General features: G+C 73.2%; 18 protein-coding genes. 12 read left to right on the top strand and 6 right to left on the bottom strand.

Features of this window, described 5'->3' with window-relative positions; all coding sequences use genetic code 11:
* Positions 1–73: 73 nt before the first annotated feature.
* The 3 genes from HC251_RS22525 (at position 74) to HC251_RS22515 (ending at position 3556) form a co-directional block, all read left to right on the top strand.
* Positions 74–853 (top strand): hypothetical protein, encoded by a 780-nt coding sequence (locus tag HC251_RS22525; protein ID WP_219942869.1) that lies wholly within the window; start codon positions 74–76, stop codon positions 851–853.
* Between the two features lie 79 nt (positions 854–932).
* Positions 933–2735 carry a helix-turn-helix transcriptional regulator gene (locus tag HC251_RS22520; protein ID WP_219942868.1) on the top strand — a complete coding sequence of 601 codons (1803 nt, stop codon included), beginning with the start codon at positions 933–935 and terminating at the stop codon, positions 2733–2735.
* Positions 2732–3556 (top strand): class I SAM-dependent methyltransferase, encoded by an 825-nt coding sequence (locus HC251_RS22515; RefSeq protein WP_219942867.1) that lies wholly within the window; start codon positions 2732–2734, stop codon positions 3554–3556. The genes HC251_RS22520 and HC251_RS22515 overlap by 4 nt, the downstream gene beginning before the upstream one ends.
* A 36-nt stretch (positions 3557–3592) precedes the next feature.
* Here HC251_RS22515 and HC251_RS22510 read toward each other — a convergent pair whose 3' ends face one another.
* Both HC251_RS22510 and HC251_RS22505 read right to left on the bottom strand, forming a co-directional pair.
* Positions 3593–3952 carry a nuclear transport factor 2 family protein gene (locus HC251_RS22510; RefSeq protein ID WP_219942866.1) on the bottom strand — a complete coding sequence of 120 codons (360 nt, stop codon included), beginning with the start codon at positions 3950–3952 and terminating at the stop codon, positions 3593–3595.
* Between the two features lie 47 nt (positions 3953–3999).
* A complete protein-coding gene (locus tag HC251_RS22505; protein ID WP_219942865.1) occupies positions 4000–5130 on the bottom strand; it encodes a NosD domain-containing protein in 1131 nt (376 codons plus the stop codon).
* A 283-nt stretch (positions 5131–5413) separates the two neighbouring features.
* Between HC251_RS22505 and nifJ the strand changes: the two genes are divergently transcribed.
* From nifJ to HC251_RS22475, 6 genes are all read left to right on the top strand, one after another.
* On the top strand, positions 5414–9052 hold the full coding sequence (nifJ, locus tag HC251_RS22500; RefSeq protein WP_219942864.1) for a pyruvate:ferredoxin (flavodoxin) oxidoreductase: 3639 nt from the start codon (positions 5414–5416) through the stop codon (positions 9050–9052).
* Positions 9049–10083, top strand: a complete 1035-nt coding sequence (locus HC251_RS22495) for a dihydroorotate dehydrogenase-like protein (RefSeq protein WP_219942863.1) — start codon at positions 9049–9051, stop codon at positions 10081–10083. Before nifJ ends, HC251_RS22495 begins: the two co-directional genes overlap by 4 nt.
* A gap of 60 nt (positions 10084–10143) precedes the next feature.
* Entirely contained in the window at positions 10144–10566 is a 423-nt protein-coding gene (locus HC251_RS22490) for a CBS domain-containing protein (protein ID WP_219942862.1), read from the top strand.
* A gap of 166 nt (positions 10567–10732) precedes the next feature.
* Positions 10733–13348, top strand: coding sequence for a pyruvate, phosphate dikinase (gene ppdK, locus HC251_RS22485; RefSeq protein WP_219942861.1), 2616 nt, complete (start codon positions 10733–10735; stop codon positions 13346–13348).
* 208 nt (positions 13349–13556) lie between these two features.
* Positions 13557–13778 (top strand): hypothetical protein, encoded by a 222-nt coding sequence (locus tag HC251_RS22480; protein ID WP_219942860.1) that lies wholly within the window; start codon positions 13557–13559, stop codon positions 13776–13778.
* A gap of 75 nt (positions 13779–13853) precedes the next feature.
* A complete protein-coding gene (locus tag HC251_RS22475) occupies positions 13854–14063 on the top strand; it encodes a dodecin family protein (protein WP_219942859.1) in 210 nt (69 codons plus the stop codon).
* 342 nt (positions 14064–14405) lie between these two features.
* On the opposite strand, the gene HC251_RS22470 is transcribed toward HC251_RS22475, so the two are convergent.
* Both HC251_RS22470 and HC251_RS22465 read right to left on the bottom strand, forming a co-directional pair.
* On the bottom strand, positions 14406–15323 hold the full coding sequence (locus HC251_RS22470) for an alpha/beta fold hydrolase (RefSeq protein ID WP_219942858.1): 918 nt from the start codon (positions 15321–15323) through the stop codon (positions 14406–14408).
* A 103-nt stretch (positions 15324–15426) separates the two neighbouring features.
* Positions 15427–15636: a hypothetical protein gene (locus tag HC251_RS22465; protein ID WP_219942857.1), complete on the bottom strand. Its 210-nt coding sequence runs from the start codon at positions 15634–15636 to the stop codon at positions 15427–15429.
* 154 nt (positions 15637–15790) lie between these two features.
* Between HC251_RS22465 and HC251_RS22460 the strand changes: the two genes are divergently transcribed.
* On the top strand, positions 15791–16234 hold the full coding sequence (locus tag HC251_RS22460; protein ID WP_219942856.1) for a Fur family transcriptional regulator: 444 nt from the start codon (positions 15791–15793) through the stop codon (positions 16232–16234).
* Between the two features lie 24 nt (positions 16235–16258).
* Positions 16259–18460 carry a catalase/peroxidase HPI gene (katG, locus tag HC251_RS22455; protein ID WP_219942855.1) on the top strand — a complete coding sequence of 734 codons (2202 nt, stop codon included), beginning with the start codon at positions 16259–16261 and terminating at the stop codon, positions 18458–18460.
* Between the two features lie 48 nt (positions 18461–18508).
* Here the strand turns inward: katG and HC251_RS22450 are convergent, their stop codons facing one another.
* Both HC251_RS22450 and HC251_RS25845 read right to left on the bottom strand, forming a co-directional pair.
* Positions 18509–18844: a TfoX/Sxy family protein gene (locus HC251_RS22450; protein WP_219942854.1), complete on the bottom strand. Its 336-nt coding sequence runs from the start codon at positions 18842–18844 to the stop codon at positions 18509–18511.
* A gap of 50 nt (positions 18845–18894) precedes the next feature.
* Positions 18895–19017 (bottom strand): hypothetical protein, encoded by a 123-nt coding sequence (locus HC251_RS25845; RefSeq protein WP_255566524.1) that lies wholly within the window; start codon positions 19015–19017, stop codon positions 18895–18897.
* Positions 19018–19169: 152 nt separating this feature from the next.
* Here HC251_RS25845 and HC251_RS22445 point away from each other — a divergent pair, with 152 nt between their 5' ends.
* Positions 19170–20177, top strand: a complete 1008-nt coding sequence (locus HC251_RS22445) for a patatin-like phospholipase family protein (protein WP_219942853.1) — start codon at positions 19170–19172, stop codon at positions 20175–20177.
* Positions 20178–20295 lie beyond the last annotated feature (118 nt).

Genomic DNA, 20295 nt, shown 5'->3' with positions numbered 1-20295 from the left:
CCCCCGCCCCAAGTGGACAGATGTCCAGAACCGGGTCGGCGGGTGCGCATGGGGACTGGTAGCAACGGAGCCCATGGGAGGGCTGCCCGAGGACCTGACGCACGCGTGGTGGGGTGGCGAGCGCGCCGTCCCGATCGCGCACGCCCTCGACGCGCTGCTCGGCCAGATGGACCGGCGCCTCGCCCACGAGGAGCCGGTCGTGGCGGACACCGATGACCTGCTGCCCCTGGGCACCGGTCTCCTGCCGCTGGATCGCGTGCTCGGCGGCGGCGTCTGGCGGGGCCGGGCCGTCATCGTCGAGGCCGACATCGAGGCGCAGGCCACCGCGCTGCTGAGCACGGTCGCCCGCCACGTGCCCCACCGGTGCCTGGTGGATGGGCGAGACGTCGTCGCCGTGGCGACCGGGATCCTGGCGGGCAGCGCAGGCGTCCCGGAGGTGAGCGTGACCGACGCCCGGCTCTCCGAGCGCGAGTGGGCGGCCGTCGTCTCTGGGTTGCGGAGCCTGCGCGGTCGGGACGTCTCCGTGTGCTCGACCGGTTCGCTCGACGCTCTCCGCGAGGTGGCCGTGGGCGCCGGCGCGGATGTGCTCGTCGTGCACGACACGGCTCGCTTCGGTCCCCCGGCCCAGCTCGGGCCGGGGCTCGCCCGGTTGGCCCGCACCGCCGGGGTCGCGGTGCTGGCGTCGGCGACGCCGACGGAGGGTGTCCCCTCGCGGGCCGACGACGGCGTGACGCACCTGCACATGCACGGGTTCGACCTCGGCGGTCGAGCGTCGCTCGTGCGCCCGGATCCGGACGACCTGCTCGCCGTGGCCCAGGTCGACGTCGAGTGCCTCTTCGGGATCGTGCGCTGACGACCGCCGGACCGGTCCTCGGGGTGGCGCTCAGCACGGGGCCCCGGCCCAGGAGTACCGTCCCCCTCGGGCACAGGCGATGGACACCACCGAGGCTCTGGAGCGAGGCCGCACGGCGTTCGGAGCGCGCGCCTGGCCCGAGGCCTACGCGGCCCTCCACGACGCCGACCGCGTCGACCCGCTGGGTCCGGTCGACCTCGAGCGGGTCGCCACCGCCGCCTACCTGACCGGGCACGACACCGAGAGCACCGATGCCTGGGCCCGGGCCCACCAGGGGTGGCGGGCGCAGGGCGACCCACGGCGGGCCGTGCGCTGCGCCTTCTGGCTCGGGTTCGCGCTCGTGCAACGGGGTGACATGGCCCAGGGCCGGGGGTGGCTGGCGCGGGCAGGCCGGATGGTCGACGAGCACCGGCTCGACACGGTGGAGCGGGGCTACCTGCTCGTGCCGGCGGGCCTGGCCGCCATGGGCGCGGGCGAGCCCGACACGGCCCTCGAGCGCTTCGCCGGCGCCGACTCGCTCGCTCGGCGCTTCGGGGATCCCGACCTGGCGGCCCTCGGCCTGCTCGGGCAGGGCGAGGTGCTGCTGCGCCTGGGACGGACCGACGAGGGGTTGGGGCTGTTCGACGAGGCCATGGTCTCGGTCACCTCCGGCGAGACCTCGCCCGTGATCTCCGGCCTCGTCTACTGCGCGGTCATCGACGCGTGCCAGAGGGTCTTCGACCTGCGCCGAGCGCGGGAGTGGACGGCAGCCCTCGACCGCTGGTGCGATCACCAGACCGGGCTGGTGCCGTACCGGGGCCAGTGCCTCGTGCACCGGGCCCAGGTCCTGCAGCTCCGGGGGGGACTGGGCCGGAGCCGTCGTCCAGGCCGAGGAGGCTCGCCAGCGGCTGAGCGATCCGCCGCACCCCGCCGTGGGCATGGCGCACTACCAGCTCGGCGACCTGCACCGCCTGCGGGGCGAGCTGCCCGAGGCCGACGCCGCGTACCGGCGGCCCACGCCGCCGGCCGCGACCCCCAACCCGGCCTCTCCCTCCTGCTCCTGGCCGAGGGCCGCGTCGACGCGGCCGCCGCCGCGATCGACGCCGCGCTCGACAGCGCGGTGGACCCCGTGGACCGGACGCGGCTGCTGCCGTCGGTCGTGGAGATCCTGCTCGCCGCCGGTCGACCGGCCGATGCCCAGGTCGCCGTCGACGAGCTCGACCAGCTGGCCGCGTCCTCGGGCGCCACCATGCTGAGGGCGGTCGCCGGGCAGGCCCGGGGCGCCCTGCTCGTGACCCGCGGTGCGGCGGCGGCGGCGGCGCTCGCGCCCCTGCACGAGGCCCTCGTCGCCTGGCAGCGGCTCGAGGCCCCCTTCGAGGTGGCCCAGGTCCGGATGCTGCTCGCCGCCGCCTGCCGCCACCTCGACGACCGCGAGGGCGCCGCCCGCGAGTGCCAGGTCGCCCGGGGCGCGTTCGAGGAGCTGGGGGCGCGGACGGCCCTCGCCCAGCTCGACCGGCTGCTGTCCGACGAGGTGCCGGCCCCCGTGGAGCCACCCGGGTCCGCGGAAGACCGCCGGGTCGTCACCGACCGTGAGGTCGAGGTGCTCCGCCTCGTGGCCGCCGGCCGCACCAACCGGCAGATCGCCGGCGAGCTCTCGATCAGCGAGCGCACCGTCGAGCGGCACCTCGGCAACATCTTCACCAAGCTCGACGTGGCCAACCGGGCGGCGGCGACGGCGTGGGCCTCCGACCACGGCCTCCTGGCGCGGCCCCGGCCACTGAGGGGGCGACGACGGTGGGGGTTTCCCCCCATGCCGGTCCGACCGAACCTGGCGGATCCTCCCGATGTCGCACCCGTGGCCTCCTGCGTACGTTCGTCGCGTCGACCCGAGGAGGACCGATGACCACCCGACGTGCGACCTCCCTGTACGAGACCTACCGCGCCAGCGGCGCCGAGAGCTACGAGCGCCACTTCGTGCCCGCGATCGGTGAGCCGGTGGCCCGCCGGCTGCTCGAGGTCGCCGCTCCCGCCCCGGGGGAGAGGGTCCTCGACGTCGCCTGCGGCACCGGGGTCGCAGCACGCCTCGCCCTCGACCTCGTCGGTCCCGACGGTCACGTGACCGGGATCGACGCCAACCCGGGCACGCTCGACGTGGCCCGCTCGGTCGGCCCGGAGCGCATCGACTGGGTCGCGGCGCCGGCCGAGGCCGTGCCCCTGCCGGAGGGTGGCTTCGACCTGGTGCTGTGCTCGATGGGGCTGCAGTTCTTCTCCGACAAGGTCCAGGCGCTGCGGGAGGCCCGTCGCGTCCTCGCCCCCGGCGGTCGGATCGCCTGGACCACGCCCGGTCCCACCCCGCCCCTGTTCGTGGCCATCGACGAGGCCCTCACGGCCCACCTCGGCCCTGGCGCGTCGATGTTCGTCCACGCCGTGTTCTCCCTCGCCGATCCCGACGAGGCCCGGACGTTGATGGCCGCCGCCGGCTTCGAGGGCGTCGCCGTGCAGGCCACGTCCATCCCCCTGCGGGTCGGCCCACCGGCCGAGTTCCTCTGGCAGTACGTGCAGAGCACCCCCCTGGCGGCGATGGCGGCCGAGCTCGACGAGCAGGCGCGGGCGGACCTCGAGGCCGAGGTCGCGGAGCGCGGCGCGCCCTACGTGGACGGCGACGCGACGGTGATGGAGCCCGGCCTCCTCATCGCGACCGGCCACCGGGGAGACCACCCGTGATGGTGTCGTTCGCCCTGCTCAGTCGGCACCACCCCATCAGCCTGCCACCGGAGGACGTTGCTTGCGGAAGGAGCTCTTCCGCACGATCAGGCCGTCCCGCACCGTGAGGAAGTCGCACCCGAGGACGTCGATGCGGGCGCCGTCGAGCAGGGTGGCGGTCAGTCGCCACTCCGACACGCCGTAGTCGTCGGCGAGGACGAAGTGGCGGCCACCGCCCCAGTGCGCGTCCGGCATCGAGCGGAGCACCTCGGCGAACGCAGCCCGCACCTCGGCCCGACCGGCGTACCGGGCGCCGCAGTGCTCCGGACCGGCGGAGGCGTCGAAGGCGCAGTCGTCGGCGAACAGGCTCATCAGCCGATCGAGGTCGTGGCTGTTCCACGCCTCGGTGTGCTCCACGAGCAGACGGTCCAGATCGTGACCCACCTCCCGCGCCCCGTCGGTCGTCACGTGCAGACCACGTTGAGGCACTCGGGGGTCTCACCGTTGTCGCGAGCCCGGTTGCCGCCGCCGTCGGTCACCCCGGCCACGGCCTCGATGCCGCGCTCACCGTTGCGATCGGAGACGTTGTCGGCCACGTAGGTCCCGACGTGCTCGACGTCGATCCCGTCCTGGCCCGAGACCGTGACCACGTTGCCGACGAGCCTCGTGTCGGCCGACGCCGCGTCGACGGTGATGACGTCAGCCCACGCGTGGGTCACGGTGTTGTAGGTCACGATCGTCCCCGTCGACGAGGCGATGCGGATCGCACCGGCCAGGTTCCGCGTCACCCGGGTGCGGTCGGATCCCGAGACGACGATGGTCGAGCGTCCGCCGTCGTTCCCGTCGACGAGCGTGTCGTCGCTGTCGACGAGGGTCACGGACTCGGACTCGGACGCCGTGAGGTTCCGCAGCACCCGGTTGCGGTGGGAGCCGACGAGCTCGATCCCGGCGGTGTTGCTGCCTCCGGCGTCGTTGCCCTCGACGCGGTTGCGGTGGGAGCCGACGAGCTGGATGTTCGGGCCGTTGCTCCCGCGGAAGGTCCCGTCGGTGACGATGTTGCCGTTGCTGCGTTCGAGGCGGATGGCCGAGCGGGTGTCGGCGTCGCCGACACCGACCGTGTCGTGGACGCTGTTGCGGGCGGAGCGGAGGAGCAGGATCGAGTCGAACGCTCCGGCCACCGAGCTCCGGCCCAGGTGACCGTCGCGCACCCGGTCGAACCGGACGCCGGTGACCCCGGCGCTGACCGTCAGGCGGTCGAGGGCGAGCCGGGCGGCGTCGGTCGCTCCGACGCCGGTCGCGAAGCCGGTGACGGTGCCGCCGAGGATGGTGACGTCGTCGTGGCCCTCGATGCGGATGCCGACGGTCCCGCGGCCGCCGGTGTCGTCGGTGCCGCTCGCGATGGTGTGCCCGCCCAGGTCGAGGGTCACGCCGTCGGCGCCGATGACGAGCCCGTCCCCCGCACACTCGCGGATGTCAGCGGCGAGCGTCGTGTCGGCGGTGATGACGGCGCCGCACGTCGGAGCCGGCTCACAGGCGGTGAGACCTGCAGCCGCCGTCAGGATCGTCACCACGGCGGCGAGCACGCTTCGCCGCATCGATGCCTCCTCGTCGGCCACTGCAGGCTGGCACCGCATCGGTCCGCCGCCCACCTGCCAAGGGGTGACGGCTGATCACCCCGTCCAGTGTGCGGGCTGCGGGACGGTGCCCCGAGCGCAATGGTCGTCGGACTCCGGCACCGGACCGACGGTGCTCGGGGGGCGTCCTCGTGGGGTCGTGTCGTCGCCCCCCGGCCGGTCGGCGGCGAGACGGGACCTTGGACCCTTTCGTGGGCGCCGCCGAGCGGGCAGCGTGGAGGTCACCCCACATCGAGGAGAGGCCGTGGCCGAGCGGTGGAAGTGCGTCGACGGGAACGAGGCGGCCGCTCGCGTCGCCTACGCGCTGAGCGAGGTCGTCGCCCTGTACCCGATCACCCCGGCGTCGCCCATGGGTGAGCACTGCGACGACTGGGCCGCGGCCGGGCGCGGGAACCTGTGGGGCGACGTGCCTGACGTGGTGGAGATGCAGTCCGAGGCGGGGGCGGCCGGGGCGCTGCACGGCGCCCTCCAGAAGGGGGCGCTGGCGACGACGTTCACGGCCTCGCAGGGCCTGCTGCTGATGATCCCCAACATGTTCAAGATCGCCGGGGAGCTCACGCCGGCGGTGATCCACGTGGCGGCCCGCACCATCGCGACCCACGCCCTGTCGATCTTCGGCGACCACAGCGACGTCATGCACGCCCGGGCGACGGGCTGGGCGATGCTGTCGGCGGCCTCGGTCCAGGAGGCGCAGGACTTCGCCCTGGTGGCCCACGCCGCCACGCTCCGGTCCCGGGTCCCGTTCCTGCACTTCTTCGACGGGTTCCGCACCTCGCACGAGATCGACACGATCGACCCTCTCACCGACGACGACATCGCCGCCCTGATCCGCGACGAGGACGTCTTGGCCTTCCGATCCCGGGGCATGACCCCGGAGGCGCCGGTCGTCCGGGGCACCGCCCAGAACCCCGACGTGTTCTTCCAGGCGCGCGAGGCGTCGAACCCGTTCCACCTGGCGGTGCCCGGCATCGTCGAGGAGGTGCTCGACGAGCTGGCGGAGCGCACCGGCCGGCGGTACGGGCTGGTCGAGTACCACGGCGCCGTCGACGCCGACCGGGTCGTCGTCGTGATGGGGTCGGCGGCGGGGGCGCTGGAGGAGACCGTCGACGACATGAACGCAGCGGGGGAGCGGGTCGGCATGGTGACGGTGCGGCTCTTCCAGCCGTTCCCTGTCGCCGCCCTGGTCGCGGCGCTGCCGCCGTCGGTGCGGTCGATCGCCGTGCTCGATCGCACCAAGGAGCCGGGCGCCGTCGGAGAGCCGCTCTACCTCTCGGTGCTCGCCGCCATCGACGAGGCCATGGACGCCGACGACCCGCCGTTCGCCCGGGCCCCCCGCGTCGTCGGCGGCCGCTACGGGCTGTCTTCCAAGGAGGTCACGCCCTCGATGCTGAAGCCGGTGTTCGACGAGCTCGCCGCCGCCCGCCCGCGCCGCCACTTCACCGTCGGCATCTACGACGACGTCACCCGCCTGAGCCTGCCCATCGACGGCGACTTCGTGCACCCCCGCCCGGCGGGGGAGGTGCAGGCGATGTTCTTCGGCCTGGGCTCCGACGGCACGGTGGGCGCCAACAAGAGCACGGTGAAGATCATCGGGGAGAGCACCGACCTCCACGCCCAGGGGTACTTCGTCTACGACTCGAAGAAGTCGGGCTCGGTCACCGTGTCGCACCTCCGGTTCGGGCCCGAGCCGATCCGCTCGACCTACCTGATCGACGGGGCCGACTTCGTCGCCTGCCACCAGTTCGGGCTGCTCGAGAAGCTGAAGGTGCTCCCCGCCGCCCGCCCGGGCGCCACCGTCCTGCTCAACTCGCCGTTCGGGCCCGACGCGGTCTGGGACAACCTCCCCGTCGAGGTGCAGCGCGAGATCCTCGACAAGGACCTCGACCTCTGGGTGATCGACGCCTACCGCGTCGCCCGCGAGGCGGGGATGGGGAACCGCATCAACACCGTGATGCAGCCGTGCTTCTTCCAGCTGTCGGGGGTCCTGCCCGCCGACGAGGCCATCGCCAGCATCAAGGCCGCCGTCGAGGCGACCTACGCCAAGCGGGGCCGGGCGGTCATCGAGCGCAACTTCGCCGCCATCGACACCGCCCTGGCGAACCTCCACCGGGTGCAGGTGCCCGACGCGGCGACGAGCGACCGGTCGATCGAGGTGACCATCCCCGACGAGGCGCCCGACTTCGTGAAGCGGGTGACGGCGATGCTGATGAGCGGCGACGGCGACCGCCTCCCGGTGAGCGCCCTGCCCGTCGACGGGTCGTTCCCGACGGGCACGACGACCTACGAGAAGCGCTCGATCGCCAAGGAGATCCCGATCTGGGACCCCGACGTCTGCATCGACTGCGGCAAGTGCGCCATCGTCTGCCCCCACGCCACGATCCGCATGAAGGTCTTCACCGACGACGTCGCTGCCTCGGTGCCGGAGGAGACCCTCACCAAGCCGTTCCGCTCCAAGGACCTCGCCGGCCACCACCTCACCATCCAGGTGGCCCCCGACGACTGCACCGGCTGCGGCGTCTGCGTCGACGTCTGCCCGGCCAAGAGCAAGACCGAGATCGGCCACAAGGCCATCAACATGGAGCCGCTGATGGTCCACCGCGACCTCGAGCGGCGACGGTGGGAGAGCTTCCTCGACATCCCCTACCTCGACCGGGACCTCCTGCCCCACGACACGGTGAAGGGCAGCCAGGTGCTCGAGCCGCTGTTCGAGTTCTCCGGCGCCTGCGCCGGCTGCGGCGAGACTCCCTACATCCGGCTCGTGAGCCAGCTGTTCGGGGACCGGATGGTCGTCGCCAACGCCACCGGCTGCTCGTCGATCTACGGCGCCAACCTCCCGACCACCCCGTGGACGACCAACGCCGCGGGCCGCGGGCCGGCGTGGAACAACTCCCTCTTCGAGGACAACGCCGAGTTCGGGCTGGGGATCCGGCTCGGGCTCGACGCCCAGGACGCGTCGGCGCGGGCCCTGCTGCAGCGGCTGGCCCCCCAGGTCGGCGACGACCTCGCCGGCGCCATCCTCGCCAACCCCCAGGGCACCGAGCCCGAGGTCCGCGAGCAGCGCCGCCTCGTCGGCGACCTGGTCGAGCGGCTCGCCGCCGTCGGCGGGGCCGACGCGGCCCGCCTCACCGCCGTCGCCAGCAACCTGGTCCGCCAGGGGGTGTGGCTCATCGGCGGGGACGGGTGGGCCTACGACATCGGCTTCGGCGGCCTCGACCACGTCTTGTCGTCGGGCCGCAACGTCAACATCCTGGTCCTCGACACCGAGGTGTACTCCAACACCGGTGGGCAGGCCTCCAAGGCGACCCAGCGGGGAGCCGTGGCCAAGTTCGCGGCCGCCGGCAAGAGCACCGGGAAGAAGGACCTCGGCGCCATCGCCCGGGCCTACGGCAACGTCTACGTCGCCCAGATCTCGATGGGCGCCAACGAGCTGCAGACCACCAAGGCGCTCCTCGAGGCCGATGCGTGGCCGGGGCCCTCGCTGGTCATCGCCTACAGCACGTGCATCGCCCACGGCATCGACATGTCCAAGTCGATGACGCACCAGAAGGACGCGGTCAAGAGCGGCTACTGGCCGCTGTACCGCTTCCACCCGAGCGAGGTCGACGGGGGCCAGCCCTTCAAGCTCGACTCCCGGAAGCCGTCCATCCCCGTGCGCGACTTCGTCGCCAGCGAGACCCGCTACGCCATCCTCGAGCGCACCGACCCGGCCCGGGCCCGGCACCTCGCCTCGCTCCTCCAGGCCGACATCGACGAGCGGTGGCGCTACTACGAGCAGCTGGCCGCCATGGAGCGCACCGTGCCCCACACCGAACCCGGGGCCGACGTCGAGCCCGAGGTCGAGAACGACGCCGGGTACCGGTACGAGAGCGAGGACCCGGCATGAGCGACCTCACCACCCGCTACCTCGGCCTCGAGCTGCGGACACCGATCGTGGCCTCGGCCTCGCCCCTCAACGGCGAGCCGGCGTCGGCCAAGCTGGTCGAGGACGCAGGGGCGTCGGCGATCGTGATGCCGTCGCTGTTCGAGGAGGAGATCCTCAACGAGGAGATCCAGCTCACCCGGTCGCTCGAGGCCGGCTCGGAGCACTTCGCCGAGGCCCTCGACTACTTCCCCGACGTCGGCGACCTCGCCAGCGCGGGCGACCGCTACCTCGCCCTGCTCGAGCGGCTCAAGGCCCAGTCGTCGGTCCCGGTCATCGCCAGCCTGAACGCCAGCAGCGCCGGCGGCTGGGTGCGGTACGCCTCCCTCATGGAGGAGGCGGGGGCCGACGCCATCGAGCTGAACCTGTACCACGTCGCCGCCGACCCCACGCGCGACGCGGCGAGCATGGAGGGGGCCGACCTCGACATCGTCCGCGCCGTGCGGGGCGCCCTGTCGATCCCGTTCGCGGTCAAGCTCAGCCCGCACTACTCGGCCATGGCCAGCTTCGCCGCCGCCGTGGTCGAGGCCGGCGCCGACGGGCTGGTGCTGTTCAACCGCTTCTACCAACCGGACCTCGACCTCGAGGCGCTCGAGGTCGTCAACCGCGTCGAGCTCAGCCGACCCGGCGAGCTGCGCCTCCCGATGCGCTGGATCGCCATCCTCCGGCCCCAGCTGGGACCGGACGTCTCGCTCGCCGCGACCTCCGGCGTCCACGCCGGCACCGACGTGGTCAAGGCGCTCATGGTCGGCGCCGACGTGGCCATGGTGACCTCGGCGGTGCTGCGCCACGGGCCGCAGTACCTGAGCGTCGTCGAGGAGGAGCTCCGCACCTGGCTGGACGACCACGACTACCACTCCGTCGGCCAGCTGCGCGGTAGCGCGACCCAGGCCACCTCGGGCGACCCCTCGGCCTTCGAGCGGGCCAACTACATCCAGACGCTGCACTCCTGGACCGCGCCCCACGTCCTGACCGACGAGTCGCCGTCCTCCTGACGCCCGAGAGGGGACCTTGGACCCTGTCTGGCGACCGGGGCCAGGGGGCAGCGTGGGGCCATGGAAAGAGACCTCACCAGCGCAGACCGTCCCATCTCCACCCTGACCGGCGACGCGCTCGTCGAGATCGCCCCGGACGCCACCCTGCGCGACGTCGCCTCGCTCCTCGTCGACGCCGACGTCGGCGCCCTGGTGGTCACCGGCGCCGGCGGACCCGCCGGGATCGTCTCCGAGCGCGACGTGGTCCGCGCCGTGGCCGCCGGCAAGGACCTGGGCGCCATCGCCTGCTCCACCGTGGCCGCCACCGACCTGGTCCGGTGCGACGCCCACGCGACCGTCGGCGAGGTGGCGACCCTCATGATGGAGCGCTGGGTGCGCCACGTCCTCGTCGAGCGCGACGGCGCCACCGTCGGGATCGTGTCGGCCCGCGACCTGCTCGGCATCGTCTCCGGCGACACCGAGGCCGACACCGCCGACAGCTGACCGCCGCCCACAGGTCGGCCGGACCCGACCTGTCGGCGCGCCGACGGTGCCGGCCCGTCCGCGGGTCGGCGGTCCCTGCGGTCGGGACCTTCGCCCCTGACGAGGGCTCGGGGACCGGAGTAGGCAGGGGAGGAAGGACCCCGTCGTCCAGAGCAGGGAAGTCGCCATGCCGCTGATCTATGCCTTCGACCACCGTCACCGGAAGCCCCCGATGGAGCTGAAGGACCTGTTGGGCGGCAAGGGGGCGAACCTGGCCGAGATGTCCTCGGTGCTGGAGCTGCCGGTGCCACCGGGGTTCACCATCACCACCGCCGCCTGCGTCACCTACATGGACGAGGGCTGGCCCCCCGGCCTCGACCAGGAGGTCGAGCGCCACCTCGCCAAGCTCGAGAAGAAGATGGGCTCGGTCCTGGGCGACACCGAGGACCCGCTGCTCCTCTCGGTCCGGTCGGGCGCCAAGTTCTCGATGCCGGGGATGATGGACACCGTCTTGAACCTCGGCCTCAACGACCGCACCGTGCGGGCCTTCGCCAAGGCCAACGACGACGAGGGGTTCGCCTACCGCTCCTACGCCCGCCTCCTGTCGATGTACGGGCGGGTGGTGCTGGGGGCGTCGGCCGAGCCCTTCGACGAGGCCCTCGACGAGGCGCGCGTCGCCGCCGGGGTCGACGACGAGGCCGCCCTCGGAGCCGACGCGTGGAAGGCGCTGTGCAAGCAGTACAAGGCGACGATCCGCTCGGCCACGGGCAAGCCGTTCCCCCAGGACCCCCACGTCCAGCTGCGCGCCGCCATCGAAGCGGTGTTCCGCTCGTGGAACGGCGCCCGGGCCATCGCCTACCGGGAGCAGGAGGGCATCGACCACCGCCTCGGCACGGCGGTGAACGTGCAGGCGATGGTGTTCGGCAACCGCGACGACCGGTCCGGCACCGGGGTCGCGTTCACCCGCAACGCCGCCACCGGTGAGAACGTCCCCTACGGCGACTTCCTGCTCAACGCCCAGGGCGAGGACGTGGTGGCCGGCGTGCGCATCACCAAGCCGCTGGACGCCCTGGCCGACGACTTCCCCGACCTGCACGCCGAGCTGCTCGGCCACATGCACGAGCTCGAGGCCCACTACCGGGACATGCTCGACCTGGAGTTCACGATCGACCAAGGGAAGCTCTGGATGCTGCAGGTCCGGGTGGGCAAGCGCACGGGCCCGGCGGCGCTGCGGATGGCCGTCGAGATGACCACCGACCGCCACATCAAGCTGACGCGCGCCGAGGCCGTCGGGCGGGTGAAGCCCGACCAGCTCGACCAGGTGCTCCACCCCCGCCTCGTCGACCACGACCACACCGTCGTCGCCAAGGGCCTGGCCGCCTCGCCCGGGGCGGCGGTGGGGGTCGTGGTGTTCTCCGCCGACGACGCCGTCGAGCGGGCCCGGTCGGGCGACTCGGTGATCCTCGTCCGCAAGGAGACCAACCCCGACGACGTGCACGGCATGCTGGCCGCGACCGGGCTCCTGACGACCCGGGGCGGCCTCGTCTCGCACGCCGCCGTCGTCGCCCGGGGCTGGGGGAAGCCGGCCGTCGTCGGTGCCGACGCGGTGAAGATCCACGGCCGCTCCTTCACCGTCGGCGACGTGACGGTGGAGGAGGGCGACACGATCTCGATCGACGGCACCAGCGGGGAGGTCGCCCTCGGGGCGGCGACGCTCACGGCGCCCGAGCCGTCGCCGGAGTTCGACACCCTCCTCTCGTGGGCCGACGCCCTGCGGCGGGGGAAGCTCGCCGTCCGGGCCAACGCCGACAACGCCGAGGACGCCGCCAACGCCCTCCGCTTCGGCGCCGAGGGGATCGGCCTGTGCCGGACCGAGCACATGTTCCTGCGCGCCGACCGGCTGCCGATCGTCCAGCAGATGATCCTGGCCGACACCGACGAGGACGAGGCGGCCGCCCTCGACGAGCTCCGTCGGGTGCAGCACCAGGACTTCGTCGAGATCCTCGAGGTCATGGACGGGCTGCCCGTCCTGGTGCGGCTGCTCGACCCGCCGCTCCACGAGTTCCTGCCCCACGTCGAGGACCTCGACCTCAAGGAGGCGGCGGGCACGCTCACCGACGAGGAGAAGCGGCTCCGGGCGGCGGCCGAGGACTGGGCCGAGGCCAACCCCATGCTCGGCATCCGGGGCGTCCGCCTGGCCGTGATGAAGCCCGGCCTCTACGGCATGCAGGTCCGGGCCCTGCTCGACGCGGTGCGGGACCGGGTGCAGGCGGGCGGCAAGCCCATCGTCGAGGTGATGATCCCGCTCACCGTCTCCCGCGAGGAGATGGAGCTCGCCCGCTCCTGGGTGATCGCCGCGGCCGAGGAGCTCGGCGTCACCAGCACCCTGCTCATCGGGACGATGATCGAGACCCCGCGCGCCGCGGTCGTCGCCGACCAGCTCGCCCGGGTCTCGGACTTCTTCAGCTTCGGGACCAACGACCTGACCCAGATGACCTTCGGGTTCAGCCGTGACGACGTCGAGGCCAAGATGATGCCCCGGTACGTCCAGCAGGGGCTCCTGCCGGGAGACCCGTTCGCGTCGATCGACACCGACGGCGTGGGCGCGCTGGTGCGGATCGCGGTCGAGAAGGCCCGGGCCGTGAAGCGCCGCCTCCCGATCGGCGTCTGCGGCGAGCACGGGGGCGACCCCGACTCCATCGCCTTCTTCCGCTCGGCCGGGCTCGACTACGTGTCGTGCTCGCCGTTCCGGGTGCCCGTCGCCCGCCTCGCCGCCGCCCAGGCCTGCATCGCCGACGGCTGAGCCCGTCCACCTCGCCGACGGGGCGGCAGGGCCCATCCCATCACCGTCGTCCGGGACGTCGCCCACCTCGACCCTGACCGCCGCAGGCCGGCGCGGTGCCAGGCGCCGCGCGGGTCTCACCCGGGACCGCGACCGGGTTCGAGACGCTCACGAGGGGGAGGGGCGCGGCGTTCCAACCCCACACCACCGCGACGGGAGGGCCCGCACCATGAGCGACCACCAGGCCACCGGCACCACCGACCCCACCTACAACGTCATCAGCGTCGTGTACCACGCCCTCCAGGGGGCCGAGACGATCCAGCAGTACCTCGACGACCCCGGCACCGACGACGAGCTGAAGTCCTTCTTCGAGCAGGTCCAGATGGGCTACCGGCGCACCGCTGACATGGGCAAGCAGCTCCTCGTGCAGCGCATCGAGCACGAGCACTAGCGACGCCGGGCAGGCGGGCCCGCCACCCGGCAGACTCGCGGCGGGCCCGTCGGGGCCCACCGAGGAGGTTGACCCATGAGCGTCTACAAGGTGATCGAGCTGATCGGGACGAGCGAGTCGTCGTGGGAGGACGCCGCGGCCACCGCCATCACGTCCGCTCGCCAGAGCGTGCGCGGCCTGCGCGTCGCCGAGGTCGTCGAGCAGGACATCGACCTCGCCGAGGGCGACACCCTCACCTACCGGGTCAAGCTCCGGGTCTCGTTCAAGTACGAGGGCGGCGAGTAGCCCTCGCCCCGCCGGTCGGCCGCCGCCCGCAGGCCGGTTCGCTCGGGCGCCGCCGGCACCGTTCTGACACCGCTGCCGGACACCGATGTCGCCTGGCGCGAACAGAACGACCGTCGAGGCGGCCATCGCCGTTCTGACACCGCTGCCGGCCAGGCGTGTCGCCTGGCGCGAACAGAACCGAGGATGCCGACGGACGTCGTTCTGATGAGCGCACCAGCCGGCTTCGTGGCCATGCCCATCCGCTCGCGCTCCTGGCACCGGTGGGCGGAGCGCCATCGGCTCGCAAGGTCGGCCCCATGGTGTCGGCAGGGCCGTCCCCGCACCGGGGCCAGCCACGAGCGCTCAGAGGCCCGAGGTGGCCTCGGCGTGGGCGACCAGGAGCTGCCGGAAGTCCGCGGTCTCGGCCTGGGCCGGCTCGGTGGTGGCGATGAAGTCCTCCAGCACCTCGACGAACCGCTGCGGCTCCTCGACGTGCGGGAAGTGGCCGCAGCCCTCCAGCACCTCGAACCGGCTCCCGACGATGGCCTCGTGGGCGGCGCGTCCGTGGTCCAGGGGGATGATCGGGTCCTGGTCGCCCCAGACGATGAGGGTCGGGACGGCGGCGGCCAGGTACAGGCGGTCGAGGGCCGAGACGGTCTGGCCCCCGGGATCGACCACCGATCGCAAGGTGCGCAGGAACGCGCTCCGGTTCTCCGCCCCGGCCAGCGAGGCGTAGGCCCGCCACATCTCGGCGAGGTGGGGTGCCCGCAGGCCCCGCTCGTGCAGCACGCGGCTCACGGCGTTGCCTCGGTCGCGCACGAAGGACGGGAAGATGACGGGCATCACGAGCTCGGCCCCGGGGAGGGTGAGGGCCCGCAGCATCCAGCTGACCTCCCGTCCCAGACCTCCGCTGCAGACGAGGACCAGGCGCTCGACCAGCTCGGGGTGCTGGTAGGCGAGCTGCATGGCGACGCCGCCGCCGAGGGACTGACCCACGATCGTGGCCCCCTCGATGTCGAGGACCCCGAGGAGGTCGCGCAGGCCACTGGCGAAGGCGCCGAGCGAGTAGTCCCCCATGGGCTTGGCCGACAGCCCGTGACCCAGGAGGTCGGGTGCGACGACCGTGTGCCCGTCGCCCACCAGCAGGTCGGTGACGTCCTTCCAGGTGCGCGACGACCCCGCCATCCCGTGGATCAGCAAGACGACGGGTCCCTCACCGCCCATCCGGTAGCTGACCTCGTGACCGTGGAGGGTGACCGTGCGGAGCGGGATGCGCGACATCGGGAAGAGCCTCCCACCCCGGGGACCTCCTGCCCAGAGGCGAACGTCCTCGCACCGACGGCCGGGCGTCGACCTCGCACCCCGACGGTCCGGTCGGGGGTGGTCAGACGGCGTCGGCCAGCTCGTACTGGAGGGCCAGCACCCGCAGGGCCAGCTCCTCCTGGTCCGGCCGACCGGCGGCCTCGGCCCGCTCCAGCTCGTCCACGGCGTCGATCAGCTGGAGCTCGATCCCGGTGCACCGGAACTCGTCGCAGGCGGCGGCGACCTCCCAGGTCTGCGGGGCGTGGGTGGTGGGGTGGCGCAGGGCGATCACGGGGTCCTCCGGGCGACGGCTGGAGCCCCGCTACCCGCCGTGACCGCCCGGCCACGCCCCCGTTCGGGTGATCCTGCTCACCGGTCGATCGCGGCCGAGAGCCGGGCCGAACAAACCCTGGACTCGGTCCAGTTCAGCCCGTAGGGTGCGCGACGTGACCTCGGACACCTCGGCCGACCGGGCCGCGATCCTCCGCCAGCACGGCCTCCAGGTCACCGCCCAGCGCCTGGCCGTCCTCGGGGCCGTCGCGGAGCGGCCCCACGGCACCGCCAACGACATCGACGAGGCCGTCCGGGCCGAGATCGGCACCGTGTCCCGCCAGGCCGTCTACGACGTCCTGGCCGCCCTCACCGAGAAGGGCCTCCTCCGCCGCATCCAGCCGGCCGGGTCCCCCGCCCGCTACGAGGCCCGGGTGGGCGACAACCACCACCACCTGATCTGCCGGACCTGCAACCAGGTCGTCGACGTCGACTGCGCGGTGGGGGAGACCCCCTGCCTCACCGCCGCCGAGAACGCCGGCTACGAGGTCGACGAGGCCGAGGTCATCTACTGGGGCCGTTGCCCCGCGTGCGCCCGCACACCCATCCCCACCCCCTGATCCCAACCCAAGGAGCGGTCCGTCGTGCCCGATGCGCCTGACAACACGAGCCCCACCAGCAGTGCCAGCGAGAGCGAGAACCCGGCGATCGACTCGCCCCAGCCCAAGACCGGCGGCCGCCCGCTCACCAACCGGGACTGGTGGCCCGAACGCCTCGACCTCAACGTCCTCCACCAGCACACCGCCCGGGTCAACCCCTACGGCCCCGACTTCGACTACGCCGCCGAGGTCGAGACGCTCGACTTCGACGCCGTCAAGGAGGACGTGCGGGCCGTCCTCACCGACTCCAAGGACTGGTGGCCGGCGGACTTCGGGCACTACGGCGGGCTGATGATCCGGCTCAGCTGGCACGCGGCCGGCACCTACCGCATCAGCGACGGCCGGGGCGGCGCCGGCTCCGGGATGCAGCGCTTCGCCCCGCTGAACAGCTGGCCCGACAACGTCAGCCTCGACAAGGCCCGCCGTCTGTTGTGGCCGGTGAAGCAGAAGTACGGCCGCAAGCTGTCGTGGGCCGACCTGCTGGTGTTCGCCGGCAACGTCGCCCTCGAGGACATGGGCTTCGAGACCTTCGGCTTCGCCTTCGGCCGGCCCGACGCGTGGGAGCCGGAGGAGGTCATCTGGGGTCCCGAGGGCGAGTGGCTGGGCGACGAGCGCTACAGCGGCGAGCGCGAGCTGTCCGACCCGCTGGGCGCGGTCCAGATGGGGCTGATCTACGTCAACCCCGAGGGCCCCAACGGCAACCCCGAGGCGGCCGAGTCGGCCCACGACATCCGCGAGACCTTCGCCCGGATGGCGATGGACGACGAGGAGACCGTGGCCCTGATCGCCGGTGGCCACAGCTTCGGCAAGACCCACGGCGCCCACTCCGCCGACGAGATCGGGCCCGAGGTCGAGGCGGCCCCGATCGAGGCCCAGGGCTTCGGCTGGCACAACCCCCACGGCACCGGCAAGGGCGCCGACGCCATCACCAGCGGCCTCGAGGTGACCTGGACCCAGAACCCGATCAAGTGGGAGAACGGCGAGACCGGCTTCTTCGACAACCTCTACGGCAACACCTACGAGCTCGAGCAGAGCCCGGCCGGCGCCAACCAGTGGGTGGCCACCAACGACGACGCCCAGCCGGTGCCCCACGCCCACGACGACGGCACCGAGGCGCCGCGGATGCTCACCAGCGACCTGGCCCTGAAGACCGACGAGACCTACGACGAGATCTCGAAGCGGTTCAAGGAGAACCCCGACGAGTTCCGCCTCGCCTTCGCCAAGGCCTGGTACAAGCTGCTCCACCGCGACATGGGCCCGATCAGCCGCTACCGCGGCCCGTGGATCGCCGAGCCGCAGCTCTGGCAGGACCCCGTCCCCGACGTCGACCACGACCTCGTCGGCGACGCCGAGATCGCCGAGCTCAAGGCCAAGGTCCTCGACTCCGGGCTGTCGATCCAGCAGCTGGTCGCCACGGCGTGGGCGTCGGCCTCGAGCTTCCGCTGCACCGACAAGCGGGGCGGCGCCAACGGTGCGCGCATCCGCCTGGCGCCGCAGAAGGACTGGGAGTCGAACGCCGTCGCCGGCGAGGTCATCCCGACCCTCGAGGGCATCCAGCAGGAGTTCAACGGCGCCCAGAGCGGCGGCGTCAAGATCTCGCTGGCCGACCTGATCGTCCTGGCCGGCACGGCCGCGGTCGAGAAGGCGGCCCAGGACGCCGGGTTCGACATCACCGTCGCGTTCCACCCGGGCCGGACCGACGCGTCCCAGGAACAGACCGACGTCGACTCCTTCGCCCCGCTCGAGCTGCGGGCCGACGGCTTCCGCAACTACCTCCGCCCGGGCATCAAGCTCGCCCCCGAGACGCTGCTGCTCGACCGGGCCAGCCTGCTCGGGCTCACCGCCACCGAGATGACGGTGCTGGTCGGCGGGATGCGGGCCCTGGGGGCCAACCACGACGGCAGCGACCTCGGGGTCTTCACCGACCGGCCCGGGCAGCTCACGACGGACTTCTTCGTCAACCTCCTCGGTGAGGTCACCGAGTGGCGGGTGTCCGACGAGGAGTACGTCTACGAGAGCGCCGACGGTCGCCGGGCGACGGCCGTCGACCTGGTGTTCGGCTCGCACTCCGAGCTGCGGGCGCTGGCCGAGGTCTACGCCTCGGCCGACGCCGGCGAGGCGTTCGCCCGGGACTTCGCGGCGGCGTGGACCAAGGTGATGGACGCCGACCGCTACGACCTGGCGTAGCCAGCCCGGTCCGGTGGCCGGCTCACGTCGAGCCGGCCACCGGGCGGGTCAGCCCTTCGGCGGGAGGGCCCGGGCGGTGGCCACGCCCCGCCCCACCCAGGCCTCGAGGGCGTCGTCGTCGTCGAGGTCGGGTCCCGCGACCCGCAGCCAGCCGCCCATCGGGCGGCCCCGCATCTCCATGGGCTCGGCGGGCGTCGACGCGACCAGGCGCTCGGCGTCGGCGGGGTCGACGCGCACCATGGCGCCGCCCTGCCCGCTGGCGGTGACGGCCATGTTCCCGTCGACCAGGAAGGCCAGGCCACCGAACATGGCCCTCTCGGTGATGCCGGGCTCGGGCTGGAGCAGGTCCCGGATGCGGGCGGCGAGCCCTTCGTCGTAGGCCAACGGTCCTCCTCGGCGGGGCGGGGGGACCACGGTAGGTCCGGGGCCGGGGGTCAGCGGCCCAGGTTGACCAGCAGCGTCAGGCCCACGGACAGGGCGATCGAGATCAGGATCATCAGCAGGCAGCCGATCCCTCCGCCGACCGGCCTGACGTCGGTGTTCCGTCCGATGCGCATGGTGGCTCCTCCGGTGCGGGCGGGTGCCAGCACTGCGCGCTGACGGAGGGCCGAAACCCGGTGGGTTGGCGTGCTCGCCGGCGGGGAGGGGGCGGCCGCTGCACCCGGCCCCGGAGGAGCCCGATGACCGAGACGACGACCACCTCGTCGACGTGAGCCCCCGCGTCGGCCTGGTCCTGGGCGCGGGTGGGCTGGTCGGGCAGGCGTACCAGGCGGGGGTCCTCGCCGCCCTCGAGCACGACCTCGACTGGGACCCCCGCACCGCCGACGTCATCGTCGGCTCGTCGGCCGGGTCGATCACGGCGACGCTGCTCCGCCTCGGCGTACCCGCCACCGACCTGGCCGCGTTCGCCGTCGAGGCGCCGCTGTCGGTCGAGGGGGCCCTCCTCTCGGTCCTGGGCGACGCACCGCCCGACCTCGCTCCCTTCGCCGTGCGCGACCTGGTGCGGCCCTGGCACGTGCCGTCGCCCGCCCTGGTGGCCCGGTCGCTCCGTCGGCCGTGGGCGTTCCGACCGACGGTGGCCGCCCTCACCCTGCTGCCCGCCGGGCGGGTCGACATCGAGGGCGAGGCCGAGGCCCTCGCCACCGCCACCGACGGGCAGCCGTGGCCCGACGGGCTGTGGATCGCCACCGTCCGACGTCGGGACGGGGCCCGGGTGGTCTTCGGCCGGCCCGGCGCTCCTCCGGCGTCGTTGCCGAAGGCGGTCACCGCGTCGTGCTCCATCCCGGGCTACTTCCGGCCCGTGCGCATCGACGGCGCCGAGCACGTCGACGGCGGCGTGCACTCGTCGACCAACGCCGACGTCCTGCGGGCCGAGGGCCTCGACCTCGTCGTCGTGGTCGCCTCCATGTCCGTCGCCGGCGGGTGGGCGCCCACGCCCGACGCCGTGGTCCGGCGAGCGGTCCATCGCCGCCTGGAGCGCGAGGTCGCCCGCCTGCGCCGGAGGGGCACCGAGGTCGTCCGGGTCGAGCCGTCGGCCCGGGTGCTGCGGGCCATGGGCGTCAACGCCATGGCCGACGACCGGGCCGAGGACGTGGTGCGCGAGGCGTTCCTCGACACCGGCCGCCGGACGGCCGACCCCCGGGTCGCCGCCCGCCTCGCCGTCCTCGCCGACCGGGCCTCCCAGCGCGACCACGCCGTGAGCGCCCTGGCCAGCTAGGAGCGCCGCCTGCCGGACCGGGCGCCGCGGCCCCGACCGCCGAGGCGTGCGTCGCCGTTGACCCCGCCGTTGCCGGTGCCGAGCGACCGCTGGGCTACGTTGCCGGCCGACGGCGCGG

The organism is Iamia sp. SCSIO 61187, assembly GCF_019443745.1.
In the GTDB taxonomy this organism is placed as follows: Bacteria; Actinomycetota; Acidimicrobiia; order Acidimicrobiales; family Iamiaceae; genus Iamia.
This window is presented reverse-complemented; position numbering and strand designations above follow the sequence as displayed.

Bases quoted from the DNA above. Each gene is read 5' to 3' on its own strand.
- HC251_RS22505 (WP_219942865.1), bottom strand. From the start codon at position 5,130: ATGCGGCGAAGCGTGCTCGCCGCCGTGGTGACGATCCTGACGGCGGCT.
- ppdK (WP_219942861.1), top strand. From the start codon at position 10,733: ATGCCGCTGATCTATGCCTTCGACCACCGTCACCGGAAGCCCCCGATG.
- HC251_RS22470 (WP_219942858.1), bottom strand. From the start codon at position 15,323: ATGTCGCGCATCCCGCTCCGCACGGTCACCCTCCACGGTCACGAGGTC.
- HC251_RS22525 (WP_219942869.1), top strand. From the start codon at position 74: ATGGGAGGGCTGCCCGAGGACCTGACGCACGCGTGGTGGGGTGGCGAG.
- HC251_RS22520 (WP_219942868.1), top strand. From the start codon at position 933: ATGGACACCACCGAGGCTCTGGAGCGAGGCCGCACGGCGTTCGGAGCG.
- HC251_RS22490 (WP_219942862.1), top strand. From the start codon at position 10,144: ATGGAAAGAGACCTCACCAGCGCAGACCGTCCCATCTCCACCCTGACC.
- HC251_RS25845 (WP_255566524.1), bottom strand. From the start codon at position 19,017: ATGCGCATCGGACGGAACACCGACGTCAGGCCGGTCGGCGGAGGGATC.
- HC251_RS22480 (WP_219942860.1), top strand. From the start codon at position 13,557: ATGAGCGACCACCAGGCCACCGGCACCACCGACCCCACCTACAACGTC.
- HC251_RS22495 (WP_219942863.1), top strand. From the start codon at position 9,049: ATGAGCGACCTCACCACCCGCTACCTCGGCCTCGAGCTGCGGACACCG.
- HC251_RS22475 (WP_219942859.1), top strand. From the start codon at position 13,854: ATGAGCGTCTACAAGGTGATCGAGCTGATCGGGACGAGCGAGTCGTCG.
- HC251_RS22515 (WP_219942867.1), top strand. From the start codon at position 2,732: ATGACCACCCGACGTGCGACCTCCCTGTACGAGACCTACCGCGCCAGC.